Raw genomic sequence first — 23,164 nt, forward strand, 5'->3', positions numbered from 1 at the left:
TATTGCCCTTATGGGTCGGGGCATGTTGTTCAAGAAACCAACGCAGGAAGCACCTGATCTGAACCCGCGCTCGGCCAAACGGCATCTGCGCGCCGAGGCGGCGCGGCGGCAGGCGCTGTCCCCGCTGCGGATACTGATCATGGTTCTGCTGCTGCCGCTGACGACCGCGCTGATTGCCACGGGCGTCTTTCTGCGCACCTCGGGCTATGAGCGGGACGAGGCGGTGATCCACCTGATCGCGCTGGCGGGATGTGATGCGACACAGGCCATGGGGATCGGGCCATTCCGCGCAGGGCAGCCGGGCTATCATGAGCGCAACGACCCGGATGGTGACGGGGTGGCCTGCGGGTATGCCGAGCTGGAGCTGCCACGCGCGACCACCGTGCAGGCACAGGACCAGCCGAAGCCGCGCGAACGGTCAGTGGGAAGCGCCAAGTTCGTGCGCCCCTGAATTCTAGGGGCGGGAAAGGGCTAACCTTTCATCGCCTGTAGCAGTTCCAACAACCCTTTGCGGTCGTCGTCACTGGCATAATCGCCGGTGGCCAGCCGTTCGGCGATACGCAGGCGCAGGCGTTCCTGTTGAGTGCGGACCTCTTCCCCGGCGGTTTCGGCCAGCGTCTTCATGATCACCGCCACGGCCTGTTGGCGCTTGGTGGTGGGGTTGGCGATATAATCGACAAGGCTCTGCTGGCCGGAATCGAGGATGTTTTCGGCCAGTTCGCGCAGTTGGTCGCCATTGGGCAGCAGCGGGGTGGGTGCATCCTCGGGCGGCAGGATTTCCGGCAGGTTGCGTGGAACCTCGGCCAGAGCGTTCGCGCCATCGACAAAGGCTTCGGTGATCATCCGCGTGATCTTGATCGCGCGCGGGTCCTTGAACAGAGCCGAGGCGATGGCCACGCCGTAATCGGTATAGACCCACGGATTGACCCGCCGCCCCCCACGGCCTTTGGGTTTTGAGATCACATTCTGTGATTGCAAATCAGCGACCTCGGCATCGGTCAGCTGAAAGCGGTAGCCCTCGAACAGGTCGGTGTTGCGCGACACCGCCTGATTGAAGGCACTGACGGATTTTCCGTAGAACTGCGCCAGATCCTCGGCCAGCACCACACGGGTGCCGCGCACCCTGTGAATGGCGCTTTGCACCTCATGCGCGCTGGGCAGGTTTTTCGGGTTCGTCATGGCAGCCGTTTGGAATCACAATTTGTGATTTCAAACGTGGAGGAGGGTGGGGCGGGGTGCAAGGGTGGAGTGTGGGGATCTCCTTGCCCAAAACCTGATAAACCGCGTGCTCAGCCGGGCGTATTGCGCAGATAGGCAAAGCGATAGGCAAGCGCGACGCCGCCTGCGCCGCCGACAATATTGCCGATCGTGACCCAGAACAGGTTGCCCATGGCCGCGCCCAAACCGAAATCGGCACCGGCAAGCGCGCCCTGCGGCAGCAGGTACATGTTGGCGACCGAATGTTCGAGCCCCAAGAGGACAAACGCCGCTATGGGCCAGAGTACCGCCATGATCTTGCCCGCCGCTGTTCTGGCCGCGAAGCTCAGCCAGACGGCAAGGCAGACCAACGCGTTGCACAGAACGCCGCGCGCAAACGCCTGGGTGGCAGAGAGGTCGGCCTTGCCATTTGCGATTGCTGATGCGGTGGCCCCCATGGGCCCGTCCAGCAAACCGGTTGCAGCGAAGGCCAGAGCCAGCGCGATAGACCCGACCAAGTTCCCAAGGTACACGAGGCTCCAGTTGCGCAGCAGGGCGCGCGGCGAGATTTTCCGATCCACCGCCGCGACGGTCATCAGGGCGTTTCCGGTGAACAGCTCGGCCCCGCCGACGATCACAAGGATCAGGCCCAGAGAAAACACGACGCCACCCAGGAACCGGGCCGGTCCAAACCCCGGGTCAACGCCGGTCATGACCATGGTGAAGGCGGCCCCGCCGAAGCCGATGAACACACCCGCAAGTATCGCCAGAGTCAGCGTCTGGCCGACCGTGAGATGTGCCTTGGCAACGCCAGCGGTTTCAACCAGCTCGGCGATCTGGGCGGGTTTGTAGGCGTCAATTCCGGTTGGGTTCTGTGTTTGCATGGGACCCACTTTGCCGAGGCATTCGTGGTGCGGCATTGATTGGGATCAAAGCATCCATCGGTGCAAAAACAACCGCACTGGGGGCGAGGCTGCAACCCTGAAGGGACAACCGCCCGGATGCAGTGCGGTGTATGGTTGAAAATCGGCGCAAATCGCCGGTATCAATGCGAGATTTCGGGTTGTCGTGCTAGGGTGCGCGCGGCGGGGCCGTTCCGGCCGTGTTACATGGCAATTTCGCCAGACGACGGAGGAAAGTGATGTTTGCACGAATTACCCAATACAAAATGAAGCCCGGTACGCGCGAGGCGGCGACGGCGAAGATGAATGAATTGAAATCCGACATCATGGGTATGCCCGGCATGCACAGCTTTACCAACGTGATGAACGAGGATGGTTCAGGCTATGTGATCTCGGTGGTCGAAAGCGAGGCGACCTCGAACGCAAACGCACCCAAAGTGGCCGAGTTGTGGGGCCATTTCGCCGAATTCATGGAAGGCCCACCGACGCCGGTTGGGTACGACGTGATTGCCCATTGGGATAAGGGGTAGCGGTTAGGGCGGGGATAGACCCGCCCTTTCTTTTATTTGGAGAGAACAGCGATTTGGACCTCATGTGGTCTGGCCAGGGTGTTCGGGTTCGTCATGGCAACCGCTTGGAAACACAATTTGTGAATTCAAACGTGGAGCAGTGCGCGCTGGGCTGCAAGGGTGGAGTGTGGGATGTGACTTACCTACTCAGGCAAACGCTCATAACTCTTTCCTTAGTATCACCGCCGTAACGGGTGTTGGACGGCAGTGCGATCCAGTCTCTGTGCCGATAACTCCAAAGAAACGGCCAATTCTCGCTGTTACACGCGACGCCATGTGGGGACTGGTAACCGTCGGAGCGTTCTCGAATGGACTTGAACAAAGACGAACGTTCTATGATGCGTAACTCGGATGCTTTCGCGTATCTTTTCATTTGCCATTGCACTTGCAGGCTTTGCAACGCGACCGGACCTATCACTGTAAGCATTGCGCCAACAATAATAGTCGGTATTTTTGCCTTGCCCGGCATGATCGCAGCGGCTGCGGCCACCAAAAACAGTAAAATCAACGCCGCAAAGAAAAAAACAAAAAGTCTCGCGGTTAAAGCATCTCCCAGTAAAAATAGGATTGAGGCGGGCCATACAGCGAGCGCCAGCATTCGTAAGCCGCTAAAGCTCGAATCTACTCCAAGTCCCCAGATGATCATCAAAAGGAGCACGAACCATAGCATTGATATACTTCTGCCGGGCGACGCTTCGCGCCATCCTGCGAGCACACTTACCCATACCCAAACCATTGCTAGGAGTGAAATTGTTCCGAGCAGTCCAACTACAATAAGAAGCGTGATCAAAAAACTTTCCTAAACCGATTGTCTAAGAAGATAGATTTCCTGCTTTGAGGCAAATTGCAACCGTCAGTTGCGTTTTAACCTACCTCTTCCGCCGCTTAACATTCCCACCCCTTTGCCCCGGCCGTCCAGCCGTAGACCGCCCACGCGATTTCACGGCATCTTCCGAGGCTTTCTCGACCGCCCATTGGCGGGCCATGGGGTCGTCGGCGATGGCCAGATCGACCGCTTCCAGGCGTTTGATTTCATCGCGGATGTTAGCGGCCTCTTCGAATTCCAGGTTCTCGGCGGCTTTGCGCATCTGGTCGCGCAGCCCGTTCAGGTGCGCCTCGAGATTGGCACCGTGCATCGGTTTGTCGATGGTGGCGGTGACGCGGTTCATGTCCACGTCGCCCTCATAAAGCCCGGCCAGAACATCCTCGACATTCTTTTTCACGGTCGCGGGCGTGATGCCGTGTTCCTCGTTATAGGCCATCTGCTTGGCGCGGCGGCGGTCGGTTTCGGCCAGCGCGCGTTCCATCGAACCGGTGATCTTGTCGGCATACATGATCACCCGGCCATCGGCGTTGCGCGCGGCGCGGCCGATGGTCTGGACCAGCGAGGTCTCGGACCGCAGAAAGCCTTCCTTGTCGGCGTCCAGAATGGCGACCAGCCCACATTCGGGAATGTCGAGCCCTTCACGCAGCAGGTTGATGCCGACCAGCACGTCGAACGCGCCCAGACGCAGGTCGCGCAAAATCTCGATCCGTTCCAGCGTGTCGATATCGGAATGCATGTAGCGCACCTTGATACCCTGTTCGTGCAGGTATTCGGTCAGATCCTCGGCCATGCGTTTGGTCAGCGTCGTGACCAATGTGCGATAGCCATCGGCGGCGACCTTGCGCACCTCGTCCAGCAGGTCGTCGACCTGCATCGACACGGGGCGGATTTCGACCTGCGGGTCCAGCAGGCCGGTGGGGCGGATCACCTGTTCGGTGAAGACGCCGCCGGTCTGGTCCAGCTCCCACGCGGCGGGGGTGGCCGAGACGAAGACGGATTGCGGGCGCATGGCATCCCATTCCTCGAACTTCAGGGGCCGGTTGTCCATGCAGGACGGCAGGCGGAACCCGTGTTCGGCCAGCGTGAACTTGCGCCGGTAGTCGCCCCGGTACATGCCGCCGATCTGCGGCACGCTGACATGGGATTCGTCGGCAAAGACAATGGCGTTGTCGGGGATGAATTCGAACAGGGTCGGGGGCGGCTCGCCCGGCGCGCGGCCGGTCAGATAGCGCGAATAGTTCTCGATCCCGTTGCAGACGCCGGTGGCCTCGAGCATTTCCAGATCGAAATTGGTGCGCTGTTCCAGCCGCTGCGCCTCGAGCAGTTTGCCTTCGCCGACCAGCTGGTCGAGGCGCGTCCGCAGTTCTTTTTTGATCCCGATGATGGCCTGCTGCATCGTCGGTTTCGGCGTCACGTAGTGGGAGTTCGCATAGACCCGGATATGGTCCATCGTGTCGGTTTTTTCGCCGGTCAACGGGTCGAATTCGGTGACCTGTTCCAGTTCCTCGCCGAAGAAGGACAGTTTCCAGGCGCGGTCTTCGAGGTGGGCGGGCCAGATTTCCAAACTGTCGCCCCGCACCCGGAACGAGCCGCGCTGAAACCCCTGATCGTTACGGCGGTATTGCTGGGCCACCAGATCGGCCATCACCTGCCGCTGGTCGTATTCGTGACCGACCTTCAGATCCTGTGTCATCGCCCCGTAGGTTTCGACCGAGCCGATACCGTAGATGCAGCTGACCGAGGCGACGATGATCACGTCATCGCGTTCCAGCAACGCCCGCGTGGCCGAGTGGCGCATCCGGTCGATCTGTTCGTTGATCTGGGATTCTTTTTCTATGTAGGTGTCAGAGCGCGGCACATAGGCTTCGGGTTGGTAATAGTCGTAATAGGACACGAAATATTCCACCGAGTTTTCGGGGAAGAAGCCCTTGAACTCACCATATAGCTGCGCCGCCAATGTCTTGTTGGGGGCGAGGATGATGGCCGGACGCTGGGTTTCTTCAATCACCTTGGCCATGGTGAAGGTCTTGCCCGTCCCGGTCGCGCCCAGCAGCACCTGATCGCGTTCCCCGTCCAGCACGCCGCCCGCCAGTTCCTTGATCGCCGTGGGCTGATCGCCCGCCGGATTGAATTCGGTATGCATCACGAATTGCTTGCCGCCTTCCAGTTTCAGACGCGCGCGCACGTCTTCGGTGGTCAGTTGGGTCTTGTCGGAATGGGCGTAAGGCATTGGTAGGCTCCAGGCGTCAGGCCCTTACATTTGTTCTTATTTTGTCCAACTGCAAGGGCCGATCCGGATTCATTGCCCGCTATGCGGTCTGAGGCCGTGCGACGGGTGAGACGGTGTGATGTTCTTGCGTTTGTTTGGCGAGACCCTATTCCGACCTGATGACAGTTTCTGGCATGAGTTCGCAGGCGAGGGCCGCGACAATTGCAATCTTGCCCCCGGGCGCGCTCTGACGCATAAACGGGCTCAGCCAAGTGAGTACGGAGAGGCGACATGCGCGCACGGATCTACCAGCCCGCAAGAAATGCGATGACCTCGGGGATGGCCAAGACCCGCAAATGGGTTCTGGAATACGCCCCGGCCTCGGCGCGCGAGGTTGATCCGCTGATGGGCTGGACGTCGTCCAGCGACACGCAGGCTCAGGTGCGCCTGAAGTTCGACACGCGGGAAGAGGCGCTGGATTATGCCAAGGCCCACGGTATCGATGCCGAGGTCAGCGAGCCGCACAAGCGCAAACCCAATCTGCGCGCGCGGGGCTATGGCGAGAATTTCGCAACCGACCGGCGCGGCCCCTGGACGCACTGAATGATCGAAATCCGAGAGGCTGACCCGACATCGGACGTATTGCGCCCGATTGTCGATGCGCATTTTGCCCATGGTGAAACTGCGGGACCTGCGGAAAGCAACCACACGATGGACGCTGAAGCCTTGGCTGGGCCGGGGGTGCGGTTCTGGGCCATTTTTGACGGACAGGAGCCATTGGGATGCGGTGCGCTGAAAGCGCTGCCCGATGGAACCGCCGAAGTAAAATCAGTGCATATTCTGGCGCAGGCAAGAGGGCGCGGGCTGGCGCGCGTGCTGATGGTGCATCTGGCTGAACAGGCTGGCGCAGAGGGGTGCGAGGCTTTGGTTCTTGAGACCGGGGCGAGCCATCTTCGCGAATATGATGCCGCCCGTAAGCTGTATGAGTCGCTGGGATATTCCTATTGCGGGCCTATCTTTGGGTATGTTGACGATCCCAACAGCGCATTCATGCGCTTGCCTCTTGAACCCCGCGGGTAAAAACCGCAAGAAGGGCGCAGCGGTCCCTTAGCTCAACTGGATAGAGCAGCTGACTTCTAATCAGCAGGTTGAGGGTTCGAGTCCTTCAGGGATCGCCATTGTCAAACCAGATCAATACCGGACATGCGCCTGCTTTGGTCGGCGCGTCGTGATTTTGTGGCTGTTTGGTGTGGTATGAGGGGCTGGACGAGGGGGTCATGCCAGCCCCTCTAAGGGGGTCACAGAGTGGTAGTATGTGTTCCTTACGTACAATCTAACGTGATTCACCGTGCGGCGATATTGGGGGATTCCCGTAGGTTGGCATTTGCGCGGAAATATGCGTGTCAGGCAGTGCAATCCTGTTGAGATCAGACCGGGTTTTTGCGCGGTATTCGTGTTGAGGCTGTAGAAGCCGCTGGCAAATCCGGGGGTGATGCAAAAAATATATTGCAACCGGTTGCAAAGAAAATCATTGTTACGCACAACAACAAGATTCGGGAGAGCTGCATGTTGAGGGTCGGATTGCTGGGTGCCGGGCGTATTGGGCGCGTTCATGCGCAGGCCATATCTTCCCATCCGGGGAGCAGGTTGTGTGCGGTATCCGATGCGCTGCCCGAGGCGGCGAACAGCCTCGCGGATGAATATGGGGCCGAGGCACGCAGTTCAGAAGAAATTATCGCTGATCCCGAGATTGACGCGGTTCTGATTGCAACACCGACGGATACGCATTCCGACCTGATTGAGGCGGCCACGGGCGCTGGCAAAGCCGTTCTGTGCGAAAAGCCCGTCGATCTGAGCCTTCAGAGGGCACAGGACTGTCTGAGCGCCGTAGCGGGGCGCGGCAAACCTGTCATGATTGGGTTTAACCGGCGGTTCGATCCTAATTTTGCGGCTTTGAAGGCCGGTTTGGACGCGGGTGAAATCGGCAAGGCCGAACTGTTGTCGATCACGTCATTTGACCCGGCCCCGCCACCGGTCGCCTATGTAAAAGTGTCCGGTGGACTGTTTCGGGACATGATGATCCACGATTTTGACATGGCGAACTTTCTGATGGGGGATGTGCCTCAGACCGTCACGGCGGTGGGATCGTCGCTTGTGGATGCGGAGATCGGCGCGGCAGGCGATGTGGATACGGCTGTGGTCACAATGACTTACGCAGACGGCCGGATTGCGGTCATCAAGAACTCGCGCCGGGCGGCCTATGGCTATGATCAGCGGGTCGAGGTGCTGGGTTCGGAAGGGTTGTTGCAGGCGCATAACATGCTGGAAAACACCGTCGTGAAATCGACGGCAGATGGCGTTGTGGGCGCAAAGCCGACTTATTTCTTTCTGGAACGCTACATGCCGGCCTATCGCGTGGAATGGGCCGCATTTGTTGATGCCGTCAGCGGCGGTTCCAACGTTCCCGTCACGTTGCAGGATGGTGTGGCGGCGCTGGCGATGGCCGAGGCCGCGACCCTGTCAGCGCAGACGGGAATGCCCGTCCGGATGGAGGAAATTTTGAAACCGGTTGCAAAATGACCAAAATTCTTCAAACTAACGACAGCTCGGCCCTGAGCCGCAGCCACTGAGATTCGGCACAGCCGGATGATTGGGGCCGGTACCCCAACAGAAGATCAGACTGAACCAATGGGAGGAAACTGAAATGAAGAAATTCGTTAAAGGTGCACTTGCCGCAGGGGCACTGGCCCTGGCGACGCCCGCTCTTGCGCAGGACATCGTGGTCGTATCGCATGGCCAGGCCAATGACGCATTCTGGAACGTCGTGAAGAACGGTGTTGAACAGGCTGGCAAGGATGTCGGAGTGAATGTGGAATACCGCGCTCCGGAAACTTTCGACATGGTGGCCATGTCGCAGCTGATCGACGCTGCCGTGAACCAGGAGCCCGATGGCCTGATCGTTTCGATCCCGGATGCGGATGCGCTTGGCCCGTCGATCGAACGCGCCGTTGCCGCAGGCATCCCGGTGATCTCGATCAACTCGGGGTCGGATGTGTCGAAACAGCTGGGTGCGTTGCTGCACGTGGGTCAGGACGAGTTTGACGCCGGGAAAGCTGCGGGCGAACAACTGGCTTCGATGGGGGGCAAAACCGCGATCTGTGTGAACCACGAAGTGGGCAACGTTGCGCTGGACCTGCGCTGCGCAGGTTTCGCGGAAGGCTTTGGCGGTAATGTCGAAGTTCTGCCGACCTCGAACGATCCGTCGGAAATCGAGTCGAAGGTCTCGGCTGCACTGGCTGCTAACGAAGCCGTCGATACGGTCATGGCGCTGGGTGCAAGCTCGGCCGGTGAGCCGACTGTTGCCGCTGTCAAAGCATCGGGTCGTGACGTGAATGTTGCGTCCTTCGACCTGTCGGCCAACTTCCTGCAATCGATTGCAGATGGCGACGCGGCCTTTGCCATTGACCAGCAGCAGTATCTGCAAGGGTATCTGTCGGTGAACTTCATGGGCCTGCACGCCAAATACGGCCTGATGCCCGGTGGTAACGTTCCTTCGGGTCCGAACCTGATCACTCAGGACAAGGCCGCGCAGGTGATCGAGCTGTCCGCGCAGGGCATCCGCTGATCCATACCGCAACCTGAACAAAACGGGGCGGCGCGGTGGCGCCGTTCCCACCCAAGTGGGAGGAAACGATGAGTGACTCAGCGCAAATCGCCGGGGACGAAAGGGTCAAGAAAGAACCTTTCATGACCAAGCTCATGAAACGGCCCGAACTCGGTGCGATGGCGGGCGTCGTTCTGGTGGTCATCTTCTTTGCCATCACAGCAGACGATTCGATGTTTACCCTGGCCGGGGTCATGAACTTCATGACACCTGCGGCACAGCTGGGCATTCTGGCAATCGGTGCGGCCCTTTTGATGATCGGTGGCGAGTTTGATTTGTCCATCGGTTCAATGGTGGCGTTTGCGGGCCTGTTTTTCGGCGTCTGTGTGGTGACATGGCAGTTGCCACTGATCATTGCGATCCCCATGACATTTGTATTCGCGGCATTCGTCGGGGCAGTAAACGGAAATATCGTCATAAGATCCGGCCTGCCGTCCTTTATCGTGACGCTGGCTTTCCTGTTCATTCTGCGCGGTCTGTCGTTGGTTGGCCTCAAGGCGGCGACCGGAGGATCGACCCAGTTGCGCGGTGTACGTGACGTAGTTGAAAACGACTGGCTGGCGCCGTTCTTTTCGGGCGAAGCCTTTGGCAGCCTGTTTGCCTGGCTGGCGGCCAACGGCATGATTGACACCTTCAAAAGCGGAGCACCCAAGGTGCCCGGCGTACCGGTGGAAATCCTGTGGTTCATCGTGCTGGCATTGGCAGCCACCTACGTGTTGCTGCGGACCCCGGCCGGAAACTGGATATTCGCGGCGGGCGGTGACAGCACTGCGGCATCGAATTCCGGTGTTCCCGTGAGCAAGATCAAGGTGTCCCTGTTCATGCTGACCGCCTGCTGTGCTGCACTTGTTGCCATCATTACGGTGATCGACGCGGGCTCGACCGACGCGCGGCGCGGTTTCCAGAAAGAATTCGAGGCGATCATCGCCGCCGTGATCGGAGGTTGCCTGCTGACGGGCGGATATGGCTCGGCCATCGGGGCGTTCTTTGGGTCGATCATCTTTGGCATGGTTGTCATCGGACTGACCTATACGGATTTCGATCAGGACTGGTTCCAGGTGTTCCTGGGCGCGATGCTGCTGATTGCCGTTCTGTTCAACAACGCGATCCGCAAACGCGTAACCGGGGAGCGCTGATATGACCGAAGATACCAAGTTCCACCACGGCGATGCGGCGGGCGATCAGGCCCCCATCGTGGAAATGAAGGATATCGAGAAGCACTTTGGCAACATCATCGCATTGGCGGGCGTCAGTTTTGACGTCAAACCGGGTGAATGCCACTGTTTGCTGGGCGATAACGGCGCGGGTAAGTCGACCTTCATCAAGACCATGTCCGGGGTACATAAACCCACCAAGGGCGAGATCTTTTTCGAGGGCAGGCCACTGCATTTCGACACCCCTCGGGATGCGATGGAGGCAGGCATCGCGACCGTGTTCCAGGATCTGGCGATGATCCCGCTGATGAGCGTCACGCGCAACTTTTTCATGGGGCGCGAGCCGACCAAGGGTAAGGGTTTGCTGAAGCGGTTCGATGTCGAACACGCGAATGAGGTCTGCATGGAAGAGATGCGCAAGATGGGCATCAACCTGCGTGGGCCGGATCAGGCCGTTGGCACCCTGTCTGGGGGGGAACGGCAGACCGTCGCCATTGCCCGCGCCGTGTACTTCGGGGCCAAGATCCTGATCCTGGACGAACCGACCTCGGCCCTGGGTGTGCGCCAGACCTCGAACGTGCTGGCCACCATCGACAAGGTGCGCAGTCAGGGCGTCGGCGTGGTGTTCATCAGCCACAACGTGCGTCATGCGCTGGCAGTGGGTGACAGGTTCACCGTTTTGAACCGGGGCAAAACGCTGGGCACAGCAACGCGTGGCGAGATCACGCCAGAGCAGTTGCAGGACCTGATGGCAGGCGGTCAGGAAATGGCCGAGCTTGAAGGATCGCTGGGCGGTACGGTTTAAAGTTCAGAACTTGGATGCCCCAATGGGGCATCCATCGGGCGGTGGCACGTGACGCCACTCTGTATTCAGGCTTTGATACAAAAGCTGGCATCTTCGCAAATGAGAAAACCCGCAGGCCGCCAAAGGCGGAGCTGAGTTGAAAGGGATCATGATGAGCAAGACAGTCCGACTGACCGCGGCGCAGGCTCTGGTGCGCTATCTGGGCGCGCAGATGAACGAGACCGGAGAGCCCTTTATCGCAGGTGTCTGGGCGATTTTCGGCCATGGCAACGTGGCCGGTCTGGGCGAGGCGCTGCACGGTGTGAAAGACAGCCTGCCCACCTATCGCGGTCACAATGAACAAACCATGGCGCATTGCGCGATTGCCTATGCCAAGCAGTTGGGGCGCAGGCGGGCGATGGCGGTCACTTCGTCCATCGGGCCGGGGGCCACCAACATGGTCACCTCTGCGGCACTGGCCCATGTGAACCGCCTGCCGGTTTTGTTGCTGCCCGGCGACGTGTTTGCCACGCGTGGTCCCGACCCGGTTTTGCAGCAACCCGAAGTGTTCTCGGACGGAACCATCAGTGCGAATGACTGCTTCAGACCGGTCAGCCGCTATTTCGACCGCATCACCCGGCCGGAGCACCTGTTGACGGCGCTGCCGCGTGCCTTCCGCACCATGACGGACCCGGCGGATTGCGGTCCGGTGACGCTGGCCTTTTGTCAGGATGTGCAGGCCGAGGCTTATGACTATCCCGAAAGCTTTTTTGAGCCGCGCGTCTGGTATCAGCGCCGCATTCGTCCGGATGAAGGTGAGCTGGCGCGTGCCGTGGCCGCGATTAAGGCAGCCAAGCGCCCTGTGATCGTGGCCGGGGGCGGTGTGCATTATTCGGACGCGACCGCCGCGTTGCAGCGCTTTGCCGAGGCACACAACGTGCCGGTGGCCGAGACGCAGGCCGGTAAGTCCGCGCTGGCCTGGGATCACCCCCTGAACCTTGGTCCGATTGGCGTCACCGGCGGTGAGCCTGCCAATGATATCTGCGCCGAGGCTGATCTGGTGCTGGGCGTCGGCACCCGGTTTCAGGACTTCACCACAGGGTCTTGGGGATTGTTCGCAAACCCCGAGCGGGAGTTGATCAGCCTGAACACCGCCGCCTATGACGCGGCAAAGCACGGCGCGATGCCGCTGCAGGCTGACGCCCGCGTAGGGCTTGGTGAACTGAGCGGTGCGTTGGGCGGTTATCGCGCGCCTGATATGCCTGCAACGCTGAAACCCGAGTGGTTTGCCAAGGTCGACGCATTGACCGACGCGCCGGTGGACAGCAATGCGCTGCCCACGGACATGCAGGTGATTGGTGCCGTGCAGCGGGCGGCCAATGAAAACACCGTTGCCATGTGTGCCGCAGGCACGATGCCGGGTGAGCTGCACAAGCTGTGGAAGGCACCGCGCCCCGGTGCCTATCACATGGAATATGGCTTCAGCTGCATGGGGTATGAGATCGCCGGTGCCATGGGCATCAAGATGGCCCAGCCCGACCGCGACGTGATCTGCTTTACCGGCGACGGCACTTACATGATGGCGAATTCCGAAATGGCGACGGCGGCGATGATGGGGATTTCGTTCACCGTTGTGGTCACCGACAATCGCGGCTTTGGCTGCATCAACCGTTTGCAGATGGGAACCGGCGGGGCCGAGTTTAACAACCTGCTGGATCACGCGGTCGGCGGCGAAAATTCGGCGATCGACTTTGCCAAACATGCCGAAGCAATGGGAGCGACCGCGGTCAAGGTCAGCTCGATCGCCGAGCTTGAGGAGGCACTGGCTAAACGTGCCGAGGTCAGAGGCCCCTATGTGGTGGTGATCGACACCGATCCTTATCCTTCGACCGAATATGGCGGAACGTGGTGGGAAGTGGCGGTGCCCGAGGTCAGCATCCGCCCGGAAGTAAACGAAAAACGTGCGGCCTATGAGGTCGCCATCAAGGAAAGAAACACGAAATGAGCGTGAAGATCGGTATCTCTCCGATTGCCTGGCAGAATGACGATCTGCCGGACCTGACCGCAGCCTACACGATGGAGCAGGCGCTGAAAGAAGCGCGCGAGATCGGCTATACCGGTGTTGAACGGGGCCAGCGGATGCCCGGCGACACCGAAGGGTTGCGCGCCTATCTGGACGCAAACGACATCGCGCTGTGTGGCGGTTGGTGTTCGGGCAGTACTCTGGTCAATGACCTTGAGGCCGAGGTCGCCATCGTGCGCGAGCAGGTGGAACAATTTGTTGCGCTGAACAGCCCCTGCATCGTTTACGCCGAGTGTTCAAATACCGTTCAGGGGCAGATCGGAACGCCGGTCAATGACCGCCCGAAGCTGTCCAAAGACGAGGTTCTGGCCTATGCGGGCAAGCTGACCGAGCTTGCCAAATGGATGGCAGATCAGGGTATGCCGATGGCCTATCACCATCATATGGGCACGATCATCGAAAGCGAAGAGGATGTGAACTGGCTGATGCAGGGTTCAGGCCCCGAGCTGAAGCTGTGTTTCGATACGGGTCACTTGCTGTTTGGCGGTGGCGACGTGATGGCCACGCTGAACCGTTGGGGCGACCGGGTGCATCACGTGCATTTCAAGGACATCCGTCCAGACATCGTGCAGGACACGCGCGAGAACAATCGCAGCTTTCTGGATGCCGTAATTGCCGGGGCATTCACCGTGCCGGGTGATGGGTGCATCGACTTTCAGGCCGTAGCCAACGCGTTGAAAGCAATGGATTACAGCGGCTGGATCGTGGTCGAGGCCGAGCAGGACCCCGCCAAGGCGCCGCCCTATGAGTACTCCAAATTGGGCTATGACCACATCGTCGAGGTTTGCGGCAAGGCAGGGTTGGAGATCACCGTTTAATCACCGCCCCTCGGGGCAACACCGAAGCCATGAAAGAGGAGTTTGTCATGGTACATCAAGAACTTGGATATGTCGGTTATTTTGACCGGGAATCCTGTGATCTGGATGAATTCAAGGTGTTGACCTCGCAAAACCTGACAACCGGTGCGGTGCCTCATGCCGCATCGGTACAAAAGAACGTTCCGATCTATGATATGCACGCCCTGCGCCCGGCGCTGGAGAAGGCAGATCAAAGAAAAGCGCTGCTGGCGGAATGGGCAGGCGTGTTGGACAGATCTGCGGGTGTGATCGTTCTAAAAGGCGCATTTGCGGATACGTCCGTGATCGACCGGGCGACGGCTGTGTTCCAGCAGATCATCGAGGAAGAACGTCAGGGCGGGGCCGGAGAAGGCGACCACTTCGCGGCCTCGGGCGCGAATGACCGGATATGGAACGCATTGCAGAAACAGTGCTTGCGCGACCCCGAAGGCTTTGCACTCTATTTCGGGAATGTGGCCATTGCAACGGCTTGCGAAGCGTGGCTGGGGCCGAACTATCAAATGACCGCGCAGATCAATCAGGTGCGCCCCGGCGGCAAGGCACAGCAGGCGCATCGGGATTACCATCTGGGCTTTCAATCCGCCGACAGCGCCGCCCGGTATCCGGCCCATGCCCATCTGGTGACGGCTTCGCTGACCTTGCAGGGGGCGGTTGCGCATTGTGACATGCCCGTGGAAAGCGGCCCAACCAAACTGCTGCCCTTTTCGCAGCTTTATGCGCCGGGATATCTGGCCTTTCACGATGCGGTACACCGGGCGTTTTTCGAAGAGAACTACATTCAGTTGCCCCTTGAAAAGGGGGATGCCGTTTTCTTCAACCCGGCGCTGTTCCACGCTGCCGGGGAAAACAGCAGTGCGGATATTCAGCGGATGGCGAACCTGTTGCAGGTCTCGTCTGCCTTCGGACGTGCGATGGAGATGGTTGACCGGCAGTCCATGTCGCAGGCGGTGTTTCCGTCGCTGGTCGCCCTGAAACAACGCGGGGCGCTGAGTGCGGCAGAGCTGAATGCGGCGATTGCCGCAACGGCTGAGGGCTATCCGTTCCCGACCAATCTGGACACCGACCCGCCGATTGGTGGCAATGCGCCTGAAAGCCAGGCCGACATATTGCACCGGGCCGTATCGGAAGGGTGGGCCGAGGCCCGACTGTCCGAGGCGCTTTCGGCCCTGCAAGCACGACAAGCGGCCTGAGGGCGAAACAGGCGGGCCGTTTAGGCCCGCCCAATAAGGAGAACAAGAATGGCAGACCTGCTGAAGAAGCCTAAGGGAACCCGTGGCAAGGTACATGACATCACTCCGGACAGTGCCGGATGGCGATATGTGGGTTTTGGGCTGTATCATCTGCAAGCGGGTGACAGGGCGGCCGAGGCGACAGGAGACCGCGAGATCATTCTGGTGATGGTCGAAGGCAAGGCACGGATCACCGGGGCCGGTCAGGACTGGGGTGTATTGGGCGACCGGATGAACGTGTTCGAAAAGACACCGCCGCATAGCCTGTATCTGCCCAACGGAACCGCGTGGGAGGCTGTGGCGGAAACCGACTGCATTGTGGCGGTGTGCTCGGCCCCGGGTAAGGGCGGCCACAAAGCGCGCCGGATCGGGCCGGATGGCATCACGCTGACCGAACGCGGCAAGGGTGTGAATACGCGGTATATCAACAATATCGCGATGGAGAACGAGGATTATGCCGACAGTCTGCTGGTGACTGAGGTCTTTACGCCCAATGGGCACTGGTCCTCTTACCCCAGTCATCGACATGATGAGGACGATTTTCCCCGCATCACCTATCTGGAAGAGACGTATTACCACCGCCTCAACCCGGCCAACGGGTTCGGAATTCAGCGGGTTTATACCGATGATGGCCAGTTGGATGAGACGATGGCTGTCTCCGATGGCGATGTTGTGATCGTTCCGCGTGGCCATCACCCTTGCGGCGCGCCCTATGGGTTTGAGATGTATTATCTGAACGTCATGGCGGGCCCGTTGCGCAAATGGCGGTTTGCCCTGGCCCCCGAGGTCGAATGGATCATGGAGCGTGACGGATGAGCCAAGACTTCGCCAATTACCCTAGCCTTGCGGGCAAAACGGTTATCATCACCGGCGGGGCCGGGGGAATTGGTGCGGAAACCGTTCGCGCCTTTGCCGCGCAAGGGGCGAAGGTCGGGTTTCTGGATATCAATGCGGATGCGGGCCATGCTCTGCTGGCGGACTTGGACGGTGAACACGCCTTTGCGCAATGTGACCTGCGCGATATCGAAGGGACGCGGGCTGCGCTGGAGCAACTGGTCGAGGAGCTGGGCGAGGCGGATGTGCTGGTCAACAACGCCGCCCAGGATGACCGCCACGACTGGCGCGAGGTGACGCCGGACTATTGGGATGAGCGGATGGCGACCAATATCCGCCATATGTTCTTTGCCATTCAGGCTGTGGCCCCGGGTATGATCGCCAAGGGCGCAGGTTCGATCGTCAACATAGGATCGAATTCCTGGTGGGAGGCCGGGGCAGGTTTTCCGGCCTATGCCACCGCCAAATCGGCGGTGCATGGCCTGACCCGCACCATGGCGCGCGAATTGGGCGATCACCGCATTCGTGTGAACACGGTGGTGCCGGGCTGGATCATGACCGAGCGCCAGAAAGACCTGTGGGTCACGCCCGAGGCGCTGGCCAAACAGGTGGACCGTCAATGCCTGCCCGATCCGATAGAGCCTGTCTATGTCGCGCGCATGGTTCTGTTTCTGGCCTCGGACGACGCCGCCATGTGCAGCGCGGGCAACTTCATGGTCGAGGGCGGCTCGATCTGAAGGCGAAAGCGCGCGTTAACGTTGCGGTGGTGCGCCAAAGGCACGGATGACCATGCGCGCGGCGGCTTCGACCGGATCGTGGGTTTCTTTCAGGATCGTGACGCGATCAAACCGATCCGGGTCACGATTGACGGCCTCACGCATGGCATTTCCGAACGCCATACGCAGCTCGGTCCCGATGTTGAACTTGCAGATCGAGGTTTCGCGGGACAGCTTCACGCGCTGATCTATCGGCACGCCCGACCCGCCATGAATGACCAGAGGTACTGTGGTCATGGCGTCGATCTCGGCAATACGGGCTTCGTCCAGACCGCCTTCCTTGTTTTGTTGCAGATGGACGTTGCCGACCGATATCGCCATCGCATCCACACCGCTTTCACGTGCGAACTGGGCCGCTTCTGCCGGGTCGGTGCCGTTCGATCCTTCACCGCCCGAGTACCCGACAAAACCAATCTCGCCCTCGCAGGAAATCCCTGCCGCATGGGCCATCTCGGCAATTGCGGCGGTTTCATCGATGTTTTGCCGCAGGGGTTTGCGCGATCCGTCGAACATCAGCGAGGTGAACCCGCTGTCCAGCGCGATCTTGCAGTCCTCGAAGGTATAGCCGTGGTCCAGATGCGCCACGACGGGCACCGAGGCGTTTTCGGCCAGATACCGGAACATCTTGCCCAGGATCGGCAGTGGCGTGTGCTCGCGGCAGCTGGGTCCGGCTTGCAGGATCACGGGCGCATTCTCGGCCTCGGCCGCGGCTACATAGGCGCGCATGTCTTCCCAGCCGAGTGTGACCAGCCCGCCTACGGCATAGCCCTGTTCATAAGCGGGTTGCAGGACGTCTTTCAGTGTGACGAGGGTCATTTGAATTTCGCAATCATGTCTTTGATGCCAGGAATGGTCTCGATCTGATAGGCATGTGTGGGCTGGAAATACTGCACCAGAGAACGCTGGGTCAGGCCGCCGAGGATGGTGAAATAATACATCTCGTACCCCGGCAAAACGCAGCAGGGGTGATAGCCCTTGTCGATGCAAACGGTCGATCCATCCACGATGTGATAGGCGTCGCCCGGCTGGTTATCTTCGCGCTGCAACATCTGAAGGCCCGAGCCCCAGTTGGGCTTGAACCGGAAATTATAGGTCTCATCGTGGCGGGTCTCGTCCGGCAGGCGGTTGGTGTCATGCTTGTGGCTGGGGAAGCCCGACCAGCCGCCCTGACCGACGGTGAACAGCTCACTCACCAGCAGGCGGCCGACCTTGTCGTGTTGCTTTTGGCCAAGGATGTGTTTGATCTTGCGGTGGGTTTTGGTGTCGTCGCTGCCATATTGCACAAGGTCGTGTTCGCGCACATCGAACGGGTCCAGCACCTTGTCGTATTTCGCACCGGCAATGAACACCTCGGTCGCGTCAGAAACGCAGACCACCTGTACCTTTGCGCCGACGGGCACATAGATGCCCTCGGGCTCGCCATCCCAGACATCTTCGCCCCGGTTGCCCAGACTGGGGAAGGAAACGCCTTCGACATCCACATCGACGCTGCCGGTTGCAGGGACGATGCAGGTCTCGTAGCCCGGCACCTGGTATTCGAACGCCTCGCCTTTTTTCAGTTTGACGATGTTGAAATAGTTCAGCGGAACGGTCGGATCACCGGCGTCAACGATGGGCTTGTTCTGATTGTCATAGGGCGCGATATGCATGGGATACTCCTATGTGGTCGGACCGGGGTGAGAGGCGAGGAACGCGTTCAGTTCGGGGGTCGTGGGCATGGCGGGGGCGCAGCCGGGTTTGGAAACGACAATGGATGCGCAGGCGGATCCGCGCATCACCGAGTCTTTCAGCGCGTGCCCCGCCGCGATCGAAGCCAGAAGCCCCGCCATGAAACTGTCACCAGCCCCGACGGGCTTGATGGCGTCGACTGGGTAGATCCCGGTTTTGATTTCCTGCCCATCCGCCAGCGTCACGGCGCCTTTTTCGCCCATCTTGTAAATGACAACCCGGCCCGGTTTCCTGGCAAGGTCCTGTGCCTTGGCAAAGCCCTTTTCCATGCCGCCGGCCATGAACCCGAACTCTTCATCATTGCCGACAATCAGGTCACAGGCTTCGCCCGCACGGGACAGAACGTCAGCGGCAATTTCTGGCGACGGCCAGCTGTAGGGGCGGTAATCAACATCGAAAATGATCGGAAGGCCAGCTTTGCGCGCGTTTTCAAACCCTTGGAACGTGGCGCTGCGCGAGGGTTCCGACGCAAAGACGGTACCAGCCGAGATCAGGGCCGAGAAGGATGAATAGTCAACCCTGTCGACATCCGCGTCAGTAACCTGAAAATCGACCGCACCGTTGCGGTAGATGACATTCTGAAAGTTCTCGGTCCGGCTTTCATACAGGGCCAGAGACGTGCGATACTCACCCCCCAACACGCGGATATAAGAGGTATCCACCCCGTAATGTTGCAACCGGTTGAGGCAGAACCGACCAATTGCATCGTCCGAGATGGAGGTGATCAAGGATGCCTGACTGCCCAGCTTGACCAGACCGGCACAGATATTCGCGGACGAGCCGCCAAGATCTGCATGGAACGTATCGGCCTCTTCGCTTTTGACACCGACCGGGTCTGCGTAAAGGTCCATACCCGCACGCCCCAGAACGGCAAAGCGGTTTCCTTTGATACCCTCCATCAAAGCGCTCACGTCATATCCTCCGGCAAAGTGGGGTGGGCAAAGTTTGGACCTTGCGTTGAATCGATTCACACGATACTGATTTTGCAACCGGTTGCAAACACAATGTGCGAGGCCATGGCAGATGCCTGAAATCGGAGTGGGAATCGTGGGTGGCGGTTATATGGGCAAGGCCCATTCCGTTGCCATGTCGGCCGTCGGTGCGGTGTTCAACACGGCGTTGCGCCCCCGGCTTGAGGTCATCTGCGCGTCGAGCCCGGACAGTGCCGAACGCTACCGGGCGGCCTATGGATTTCAGAGAGCGACCGATGACTGGCGCATCTTGGTTGAAGACCCCAGGGTCGAGTCAATCGTGATCGCCTCGCCTCAGTCAACACATCGTCAGATCGCCGAAGCGGCTTTTGCCTTGGGCAAACCGGTTTTGTGCGAGAAACCATTGGGTGCATCGCTTGAAGACAGTCGGGCGATGGTTGCCGCGGCAGAGGCTTCGGGAGCGGTGAACATGGTGGGGTTCAACTATATCCGCACACCCGCCAGCCAATATGCCCGCCAGTTGATTGCCGATGGCGCGATTGGTGACATCACGTGGTTCCGGGGCGAACATACCGAAGATTTCTATGCCGATCCGCAGGCCCCGGCCACCTGGCGCACAACCGGTAGGGCCAATGGCACAATCGGCGATCTTGCCCCGCATATGGTCAACGGCGCATTGGCCCTGATCGGGCCCATTGCGCAGGTGATGGCCGATGTTGAGACCGTTCACAAAACCCGTCCCGGTGGTGAGGTAACAAATGACGACCATGCCCAGATGATGTGTCGGTTTGAAAACGGGGTGATGGGAAACCTGTATTTCAGCCGCGTCGCGACGGGTCGGAAAATGGGATATGCCTATGAAATATCAGGCACAAAAGGTGCCATCCGGTTCGATCAGGAGGACCAGAACGCGCTGTGGCTGTACAAGCGCGAAGGGCCCGAAGCCGCGCGCGGGTTCACCAAGATCCTGACCGGCCCAGCACACCCGGATTATGAGCCCTTCTGTCAGGGTCCGGGTCATGGAACCGGCTATCAGGATCAGATCATCATCGAGGCTAAGGATTTTCTACAGGCCATCCACACCGGCGAGGCGATCTGGCCCACGTTCCGCGACGGGCATGAGGTCAACCGCGTGCTGGCCGCTGCGCTGGCCTCGTCCGATCAGCGGCAGTGGCAGGACATCAGCGATTTCTGATCGCTCTACGAGACAATTCCAATGAGAGACAATGACCATGGCTAAGTTGAGATGGGGCATGATCGGGGGTGGTGAAGGCAGCCAGATTGGCCCCGCGCACCGCTTGGGGGCACAGGCTGACGGGCTGTTTGAGTTTGCCGCTGGCGCGCTGGATCACCGGCCCGACGTGGGCCGCGAATACGCGCAGCGATTGGGTGTTGCTGCCGATCGTGCCTATGGTGACTGGCAAGAGATGCTGGCTGGCGAAAAAGACCGCGAGGATCGGGTTGATCTGGTAACCATCGCGACGCCCAACTCGACCCATTTTGAGATTACCAAGGCCTATCTTGAGGCAGGTTTTAACGTGTTGTGTGAAAAGCCGATGACCATGACGGTGGAAGAGGGCGAAGAGATTGTGCGCGTGGCCGAAGCCTCGGGCAGGATCTGTGCGGTGAACTACTGTTACTCTGCCTATCCGATGGTGCGTCAGGCCCGTGCGATGGTGCGTGCAGGCGATATCGGCAAGGTGCGTCTGGTGGTGACCAATTTCAGCCACGGCCATCATGGCGACGCCACAGATGCGGATAACCCGCGCGTACGCTGGCGCTATGACCCTGCGATGGCCGGTGTTTCGGGGCAGTTTGCCGATTGCGGCATCCATGCGTTGCACATGGCCAGTTTCATCTGTGGCGATCAGGTGAAAACCCTGTCTGCTGACATGGCCTCGACCATCGCCAGCCGTGAGTTGGAAGATGATGCAATGATCAATTTCCGGATGGAGGGCGGCACGGTTGGACGCCTTTGGACATCATCGGTGGCGATCGGACGGCAGCATGGCTTTGACATTCAGGTTTTTGGCGAAACCGGTGGGCTGCGCTGGGCGTCCGAACAGCCCAACCAGTTGATCTATACTCCGGTCGGGGGGCGTACTCAGATCATCGAAAAGGGTGAGGGCGGTTTGCACGACGAGGTGCAACGCCTGTCGCGTGTCGCCATAGCGCACCCCGAGGGGTTCCCGCTGGCGGTCGCCAACATCTATTGTGATCTGGCGGACGCGATCCGCGGTGAAAGACGCGGCGGTCTGCCCGGTGCGGCAGATGGGCTGCGGTCCATTGCGGCCGTCCACGCGGCTGTTGCATCGGGCAAGGCCGATGGCGTGTGGAAGGACGCGCGCCCGCCGATGTTTCGCTGATCAGGGGCGGGGCCGCAATGTGCCCCGTTCGATCACGCGGCAGGGGAAAATGCGGGCCTCGGGATAGCGCTGAGGCTCTTTCAGCATCTCGACAACCAGATCGACGGATGAGGTGATGATCTGCTTGATCGGCTGGTGGATCGTTGTCAGGTTAACGCTTTCCCAGCGCGACATTTCCATGTCGTTCAGTCCGATAATTCCAATGTCCTGACCGGGTTTCAGCCCATGATCAGCCAGTGCGGACAATGCGCCTACAGACAGGATGTCATCGCCGCAGAAATACGCTTCGGACGGGGTGTTGGCCAACAGGCGCAACATTTCGGCGCGGCCGGCCTCGAAGGAATAAGCCCCTGCGAAACAATGACTTAATTCGATATCGGGATGATCTGCCAATTCTTCCATGAACCCGCGATACCGGTCGAGTGCCGAGGTTGCATCTTTGGGCCCGCCCAGATAGCCGACACGCCTGTATCCGCGCGCCAAAAGCTCGCGCGCGGCCATGCGCCCGCATTCGACGTTGTCGATTCCCACCACATGCACTTCGGGCGAGGTGGCCGAGCGACCGAACGTGTGCACCACCGGTACGCCCGCATCGTGGAACGCCTTGGCAAAGCTGGGCGGCAGCGTCGAAGAGGCAACGATGGCCGCGTCAACCGAATACTGGCGCAGCATGCGGACCGAGTTTGCGGGCTCGGTCTCGTCCGTCAGGTTCACGATCAAAGGGCGCAGCCCGCGTTCCTGCAAGGCGCGGGTGAACTGATCGAACACCTCAAGGAAAATCGGGTTGTGAAAGTTGTTCGAAATCAACCCGATCAACTTGGTGCGCCCGGTGGTCAGGGACGAGGCGAGGGCGTTGGGACTGTAGCCAAGCTCTCGGGCGGCCTTTTCAACTTTGCTGCGTGTTTTTGCAGAGACCGAGGCGCCTTCGGTAAAGGTGCGCGACACCGCGGATCGCGATACACCAGCCAAGGCTGCGACGTCTTTCAGGGTCACGCTCACGCAGTGCGGCTCCGGTCGTTGATGGTCAGAGATATCAAGGTGTTTTGCATCAGAG

The 23,164-nt window shown here is 59.8% G+C and carries 23 protein-coding genes and 1 tRNA gene; 16 read left to right on the forward strand and 8 right to left on the reverse strand.

The window, feature by feature from the left end:
* The first annotated feature begins 22 nt into the window (after nt 1-22).
* Nucleotides 23-451 (forward strand): excalibur calcium-binding domain-containing protein, encoded by a 429-nt coding sequence (locus ACR0EK_RS07740; RefSeq protein WP_480558898.1) that lies wholly within the window; start codon nt 23-25, stop codon nt 449-451.
* Nucleotides 452-471: 20 nt separating this feature from the next.
* On the opposite strand, the gene ACR0EK_RS07745 is transcribed toward ACR0EK_RS07740, so the two are convergent.
* Together ACR0EK_RS07745 and ACR0EK_RS07750 are read right to left on the reverse strand one after the other, a co-directional pair.
* Nucleotides 472-1,179, reverse strand: a complete 708-nt coding sequence (locus ACR0EK_RS07745) for an ORF6N domain-containing protein (protein WP_209507887.1) — start codon at nt 1,177-1,179, stop codon at nt 472-474.
* A gap of 110 nt (nt 1,180-1,289) precedes the next feature.
* Nucleotides 1,290-2,081 carry a formate/nitrite transporter family protein gene (locus ACR0EK_RS07750; protein WP_480967723.1) on the reverse strand — a complete coding sequence of 264 codons (792 nt, stop codon included), beginning with the start codon at nt 2,079-2,081 and terminating at the stop codon, nt 1,290-1,292.
* 257 nt (nt 2,082-2,338) lie between these two features.
* Here ACR0EK_RS07750 and ACR0EK_RS07755 point away from each other — a divergent pair, with 257 nt between their 5' ends.
* Nucleotides 2,339-2,629, forward strand: coding sequence for an antibiotic biosynthesis monooxygenase family protein (locus tag ACR0EK_RS07755; protein WP_209507883.1), 291 nt, complete (start codon nt 2,339-2,341; stop codon nt 2,627-2,629).
* 178 nt (nt 2,630-2,807) lie between these two features.
* Here ACR0EK_RS07755 and ACR0EK_RS07760 read toward each other — a convergent pair whose 3' ends face one another.
* Nucleotides 2,808-3,458, reverse strand: coding sequence for a hypothetical protein (locus ACR0EK_RS07760; protein WP_480910158.1), 651 nt, complete (start codon nt 3,456-3,458; stop codon nt 2,808-2,810).
* A 79-nt stretch (nt 3,459-3,537) separates the two neighbouring features.
* Entirely contained in the window at nt 3,538-5,724 is a 2,187-nt protein-coding gene (uvrB, locus tag ACR0EK_RS07765) for an excinuclease ABC subunit UvrB (RefSeq protein ID WP_480899321.1), read from the reverse strand.
* Between the two features lie 270 nt (nt 5,725-5,994).
* On the opposite strand from uvrB, the gene ACR0EK_RS07770 reads away from it, so the two are divergent.
* From ACR0EK_RS07770 to ACR0EK_RS07825, 12 genes are all read left to right on the forward strand, one after another.
* Complete coding sequence (locus tag ACR0EK_RS07770) at nt 5,995-6,306, forward strand: ETC complex I subunit (RefSeq protein WP_267366439.1); 312 nt, start codon at nt 5,995-5,997, stop codon at nt 6,304-6,306.
* A complete protein-coding gene (locus tag ACR0EK_RS07775) occupies nt 6,307-6,783 on the forward strand; it encodes a GNAT family N-acetyltransferase (protein WP_480899323.1) in 477 nt (158 codons plus the stop codon).
* 21 nt (nt 6,784-6,804) lie between these two features.
* A tRNA-Arg gene (locus tag ACR0EK_RS07780) sits at nt 6,805-6,881 on the forward strand.
* 388 nt (nt 6,882-7,269) lie between these two features.
* Nucleotides 7,270-8,283, forward strand: a complete 1,014-nt coding sequence (iolG, locus tag ACR0EK_RS07785) for an inositol 2-dehydrogenase (RefSeq protein ID WP_480913571.1) — start codon at nt 7,270-7,272, stop codon at nt 8,281-8,283.
* Nucleotides 8,284-8,407: 124 nt separating this feature from the next.
* A complete protein-coding gene (locus ACR0EK_RS07790; protein ID WP_267364100.1) occupies nt 8,408-9,328 on the forward strand; it encodes a sugar ABC transporter substrate-binding protein in 921 nt (306 codons plus the stop codon).
* A gap of 68 nt (nt 9,329-9,396) precedes the next feature.
* Complete coding sequence (locus ACR0EK_RS07795) at nt 9,397-10,503, forward strand: ABC transporter permease (protein WP_267364099.1); 1,107 nt, start codon at nt 9,397-9,399, stop codon at nt 10,501-10,503.
* Nucleotide 10,504: 1 nt separating this feature from the next.
* Nucleotides 10,505-11,326: an ATP-binding cassette domain-containing protein gene (locus tag ACR0EK_RS07800; protein ID WP_267364097.1), complete on the forward strand. Its 822-nt coding sequence runs from the start codon at nt 10,505-10,507 to the stop codon at nt 11,324-11,326.
* A gap of 151 nt (nt 11,327-11,477) precedes the next feature.
* Nucleotides 11,478-13,310, forward strand: a complete 1,833-nt coding sequence (iolD, locus tag ACR0EK_RS07805) for a 3D-(3,5/4)-trihydroxycyclohexane-1,2-dione acylhydrolase (decyclizing) (protein WP_480899327.1) — start codon at nt 11,478-11,480, stop codon at nt 13,308-13,310.
* Entirely contained in the window at nt 13,307-14,206 is a 900-nt protein-coding gene (gene iolE / locus ACR0EK_RS07810) for a myo-inosose-2 dehydratase (RefSeq protein WP_480604840.1), read from the forward strand. Before iolD ends, iolE begins: the two co-directional genes overlap by 4 nt.
* Before the next feature lie 47 nt (nt 14,207-14,253).
* Nucleotides 14,254-15,435 carry a phytanoyl-CoA dioxygenase family protein gene (locus ACR0EK_RS07815; RefSeq protein WP_480899331.1) on the forward strand — a complete coding sequence of 394 codons (1,182 nt, stop codon included), beginning with the start codon at nt 14,254-14,256 and terminating at the stop codon, nt 15,433-15,435.
* Nucleotides 15,436-15,483: 48 nt separating this feature from the next.
* Nucleotides 15,484-16,290: a 5-deoxy-glucuronate isomerase gene (iolB, locus tag ACR0EK_RS07820; protein ID WP_480545953.1), complete on the forward strand. Its 807-nt coding sequence runs from the start codon at nt 15,484-15,486 to the stop codon at nt 16,288-16,290.
* The gene (locus tag ACR0EK_RS07825) at nt 16,287-17,045 is read left to right on the forward strand and encodes an SDR family NAD(P)-dependent oxidoreductase (RefSeq protein ID WP_480483303.1); all 759 of its coding nucleotides are present in this window, start codon (nt 16,287-16,289) and stop codon (nt 17,043-17,045) included. Before iolB ends, ACR0EK_RS07825 begins: the two co-directional genes overlap by 4 nt.
* Before the next feature lie 15 nt (nt 17,046-17,060).
* Here ACR0EK_RS07825 and ACR0EK_RS07830 read toward each other — a convergent pair whose 3' ends face one another.
* From ACR0EK_RS07830 to iolC, 3 genes are read right to left on the reverse strand one after another with little or no spacing between them, the layout of a single operon-like run.
* On the reverse strand, nt 17,061-17,900 hold the full coding sequence (locus tag ACR0EK_RS07830) for a class II fructose-bisphosphate aldolase (protein ID WP_480483305.1): 840 nt from the start codon (nt 17,898-17,900) through the stop codon (nt 17,061-17,063).
* Nucleotides 17,897-18,733, reverse strand: a complete 837-nt coding sequence (locus ACR0EK_RS07835) for a 5-deoxy-glucuronate isomerase (protein WP_480899333.1) — start codon at nt 18,731-18,733, stop codon at nt 17,897-17,899. The genes ACR0EK_RS07830 and ACR0EK_RS07835 overlap by 4 nt, the downstream gene beginning before the upstream one ends.
* A 9-nt stretch (nt 18,734-18,742) precedes the next feature.
* Nucleotides 18,743-19,711 carry a 5-dehydro-2-deoxygluconokinase gene (gene iolC / locus ACR0EK_RS07840; RefSeq protein WP_480899383.1) on the reverse strand — a complete coding sequence of 323 codons (969 nt, stop codon included), beginning with the start codon at nt 19,709-19,711 and terminating at the stop codon, nt 18,743-18,745.
* Nucleotides 19,712-19,835: 124 nt separating this feature from the next.
* On the opposite strand from iolC, the gene ACR0EK_RS07845 reads away from it, so the two are divergent.
* Together ACR0EK_RS07845 and ACR0EK_RS07850 are read left to right on the forward strand one after the other, a co-directional pair.
* Nucleotides 19,836-20,939, forward strand: coding sequence for a Gfo/Idh/MocA family protein (locus ACR0EK_RS07845; protein ID WP_480506800.1), 1,104 nt, complete (start codon nt 19,836-19,838; stop codon nt 20,937-20,939).
* 37 nt (nt 20,940-20,976) lie between these two features.
* A complete protein-coding gene (locus ACR0EK_RS07850; RefSeq protein ID WP_480967724.1) occupies nt 20,977-22,110 on the forward strand; it encodes a Gfo/Idh/MocA family protein in 1,134 nt (377 codons plus the stop codon).
* On the opposite strand, the gene ACR0EK_RS07855 is transcribed toward ACR0EK_RS07850, so the two are convergent.
* On the reverse strand, nt 22,111-23,109 hold the full coding sequence (locus tag ACR0EK_RS07855; protein ID WP_480506802.1) for a LacI family DNA-binding transcriptional regulator: 999 nt from the start codon (nt 23,107-23,109) through the stop codon (nt 22,111-22,113).
* Between the last annotated feature and the right edge of the window lie 55 nt (nt 23,110-23,164).

It is taken from the genome of Ruegeria sp. AE4 (genome assembly GCF_056542185.1).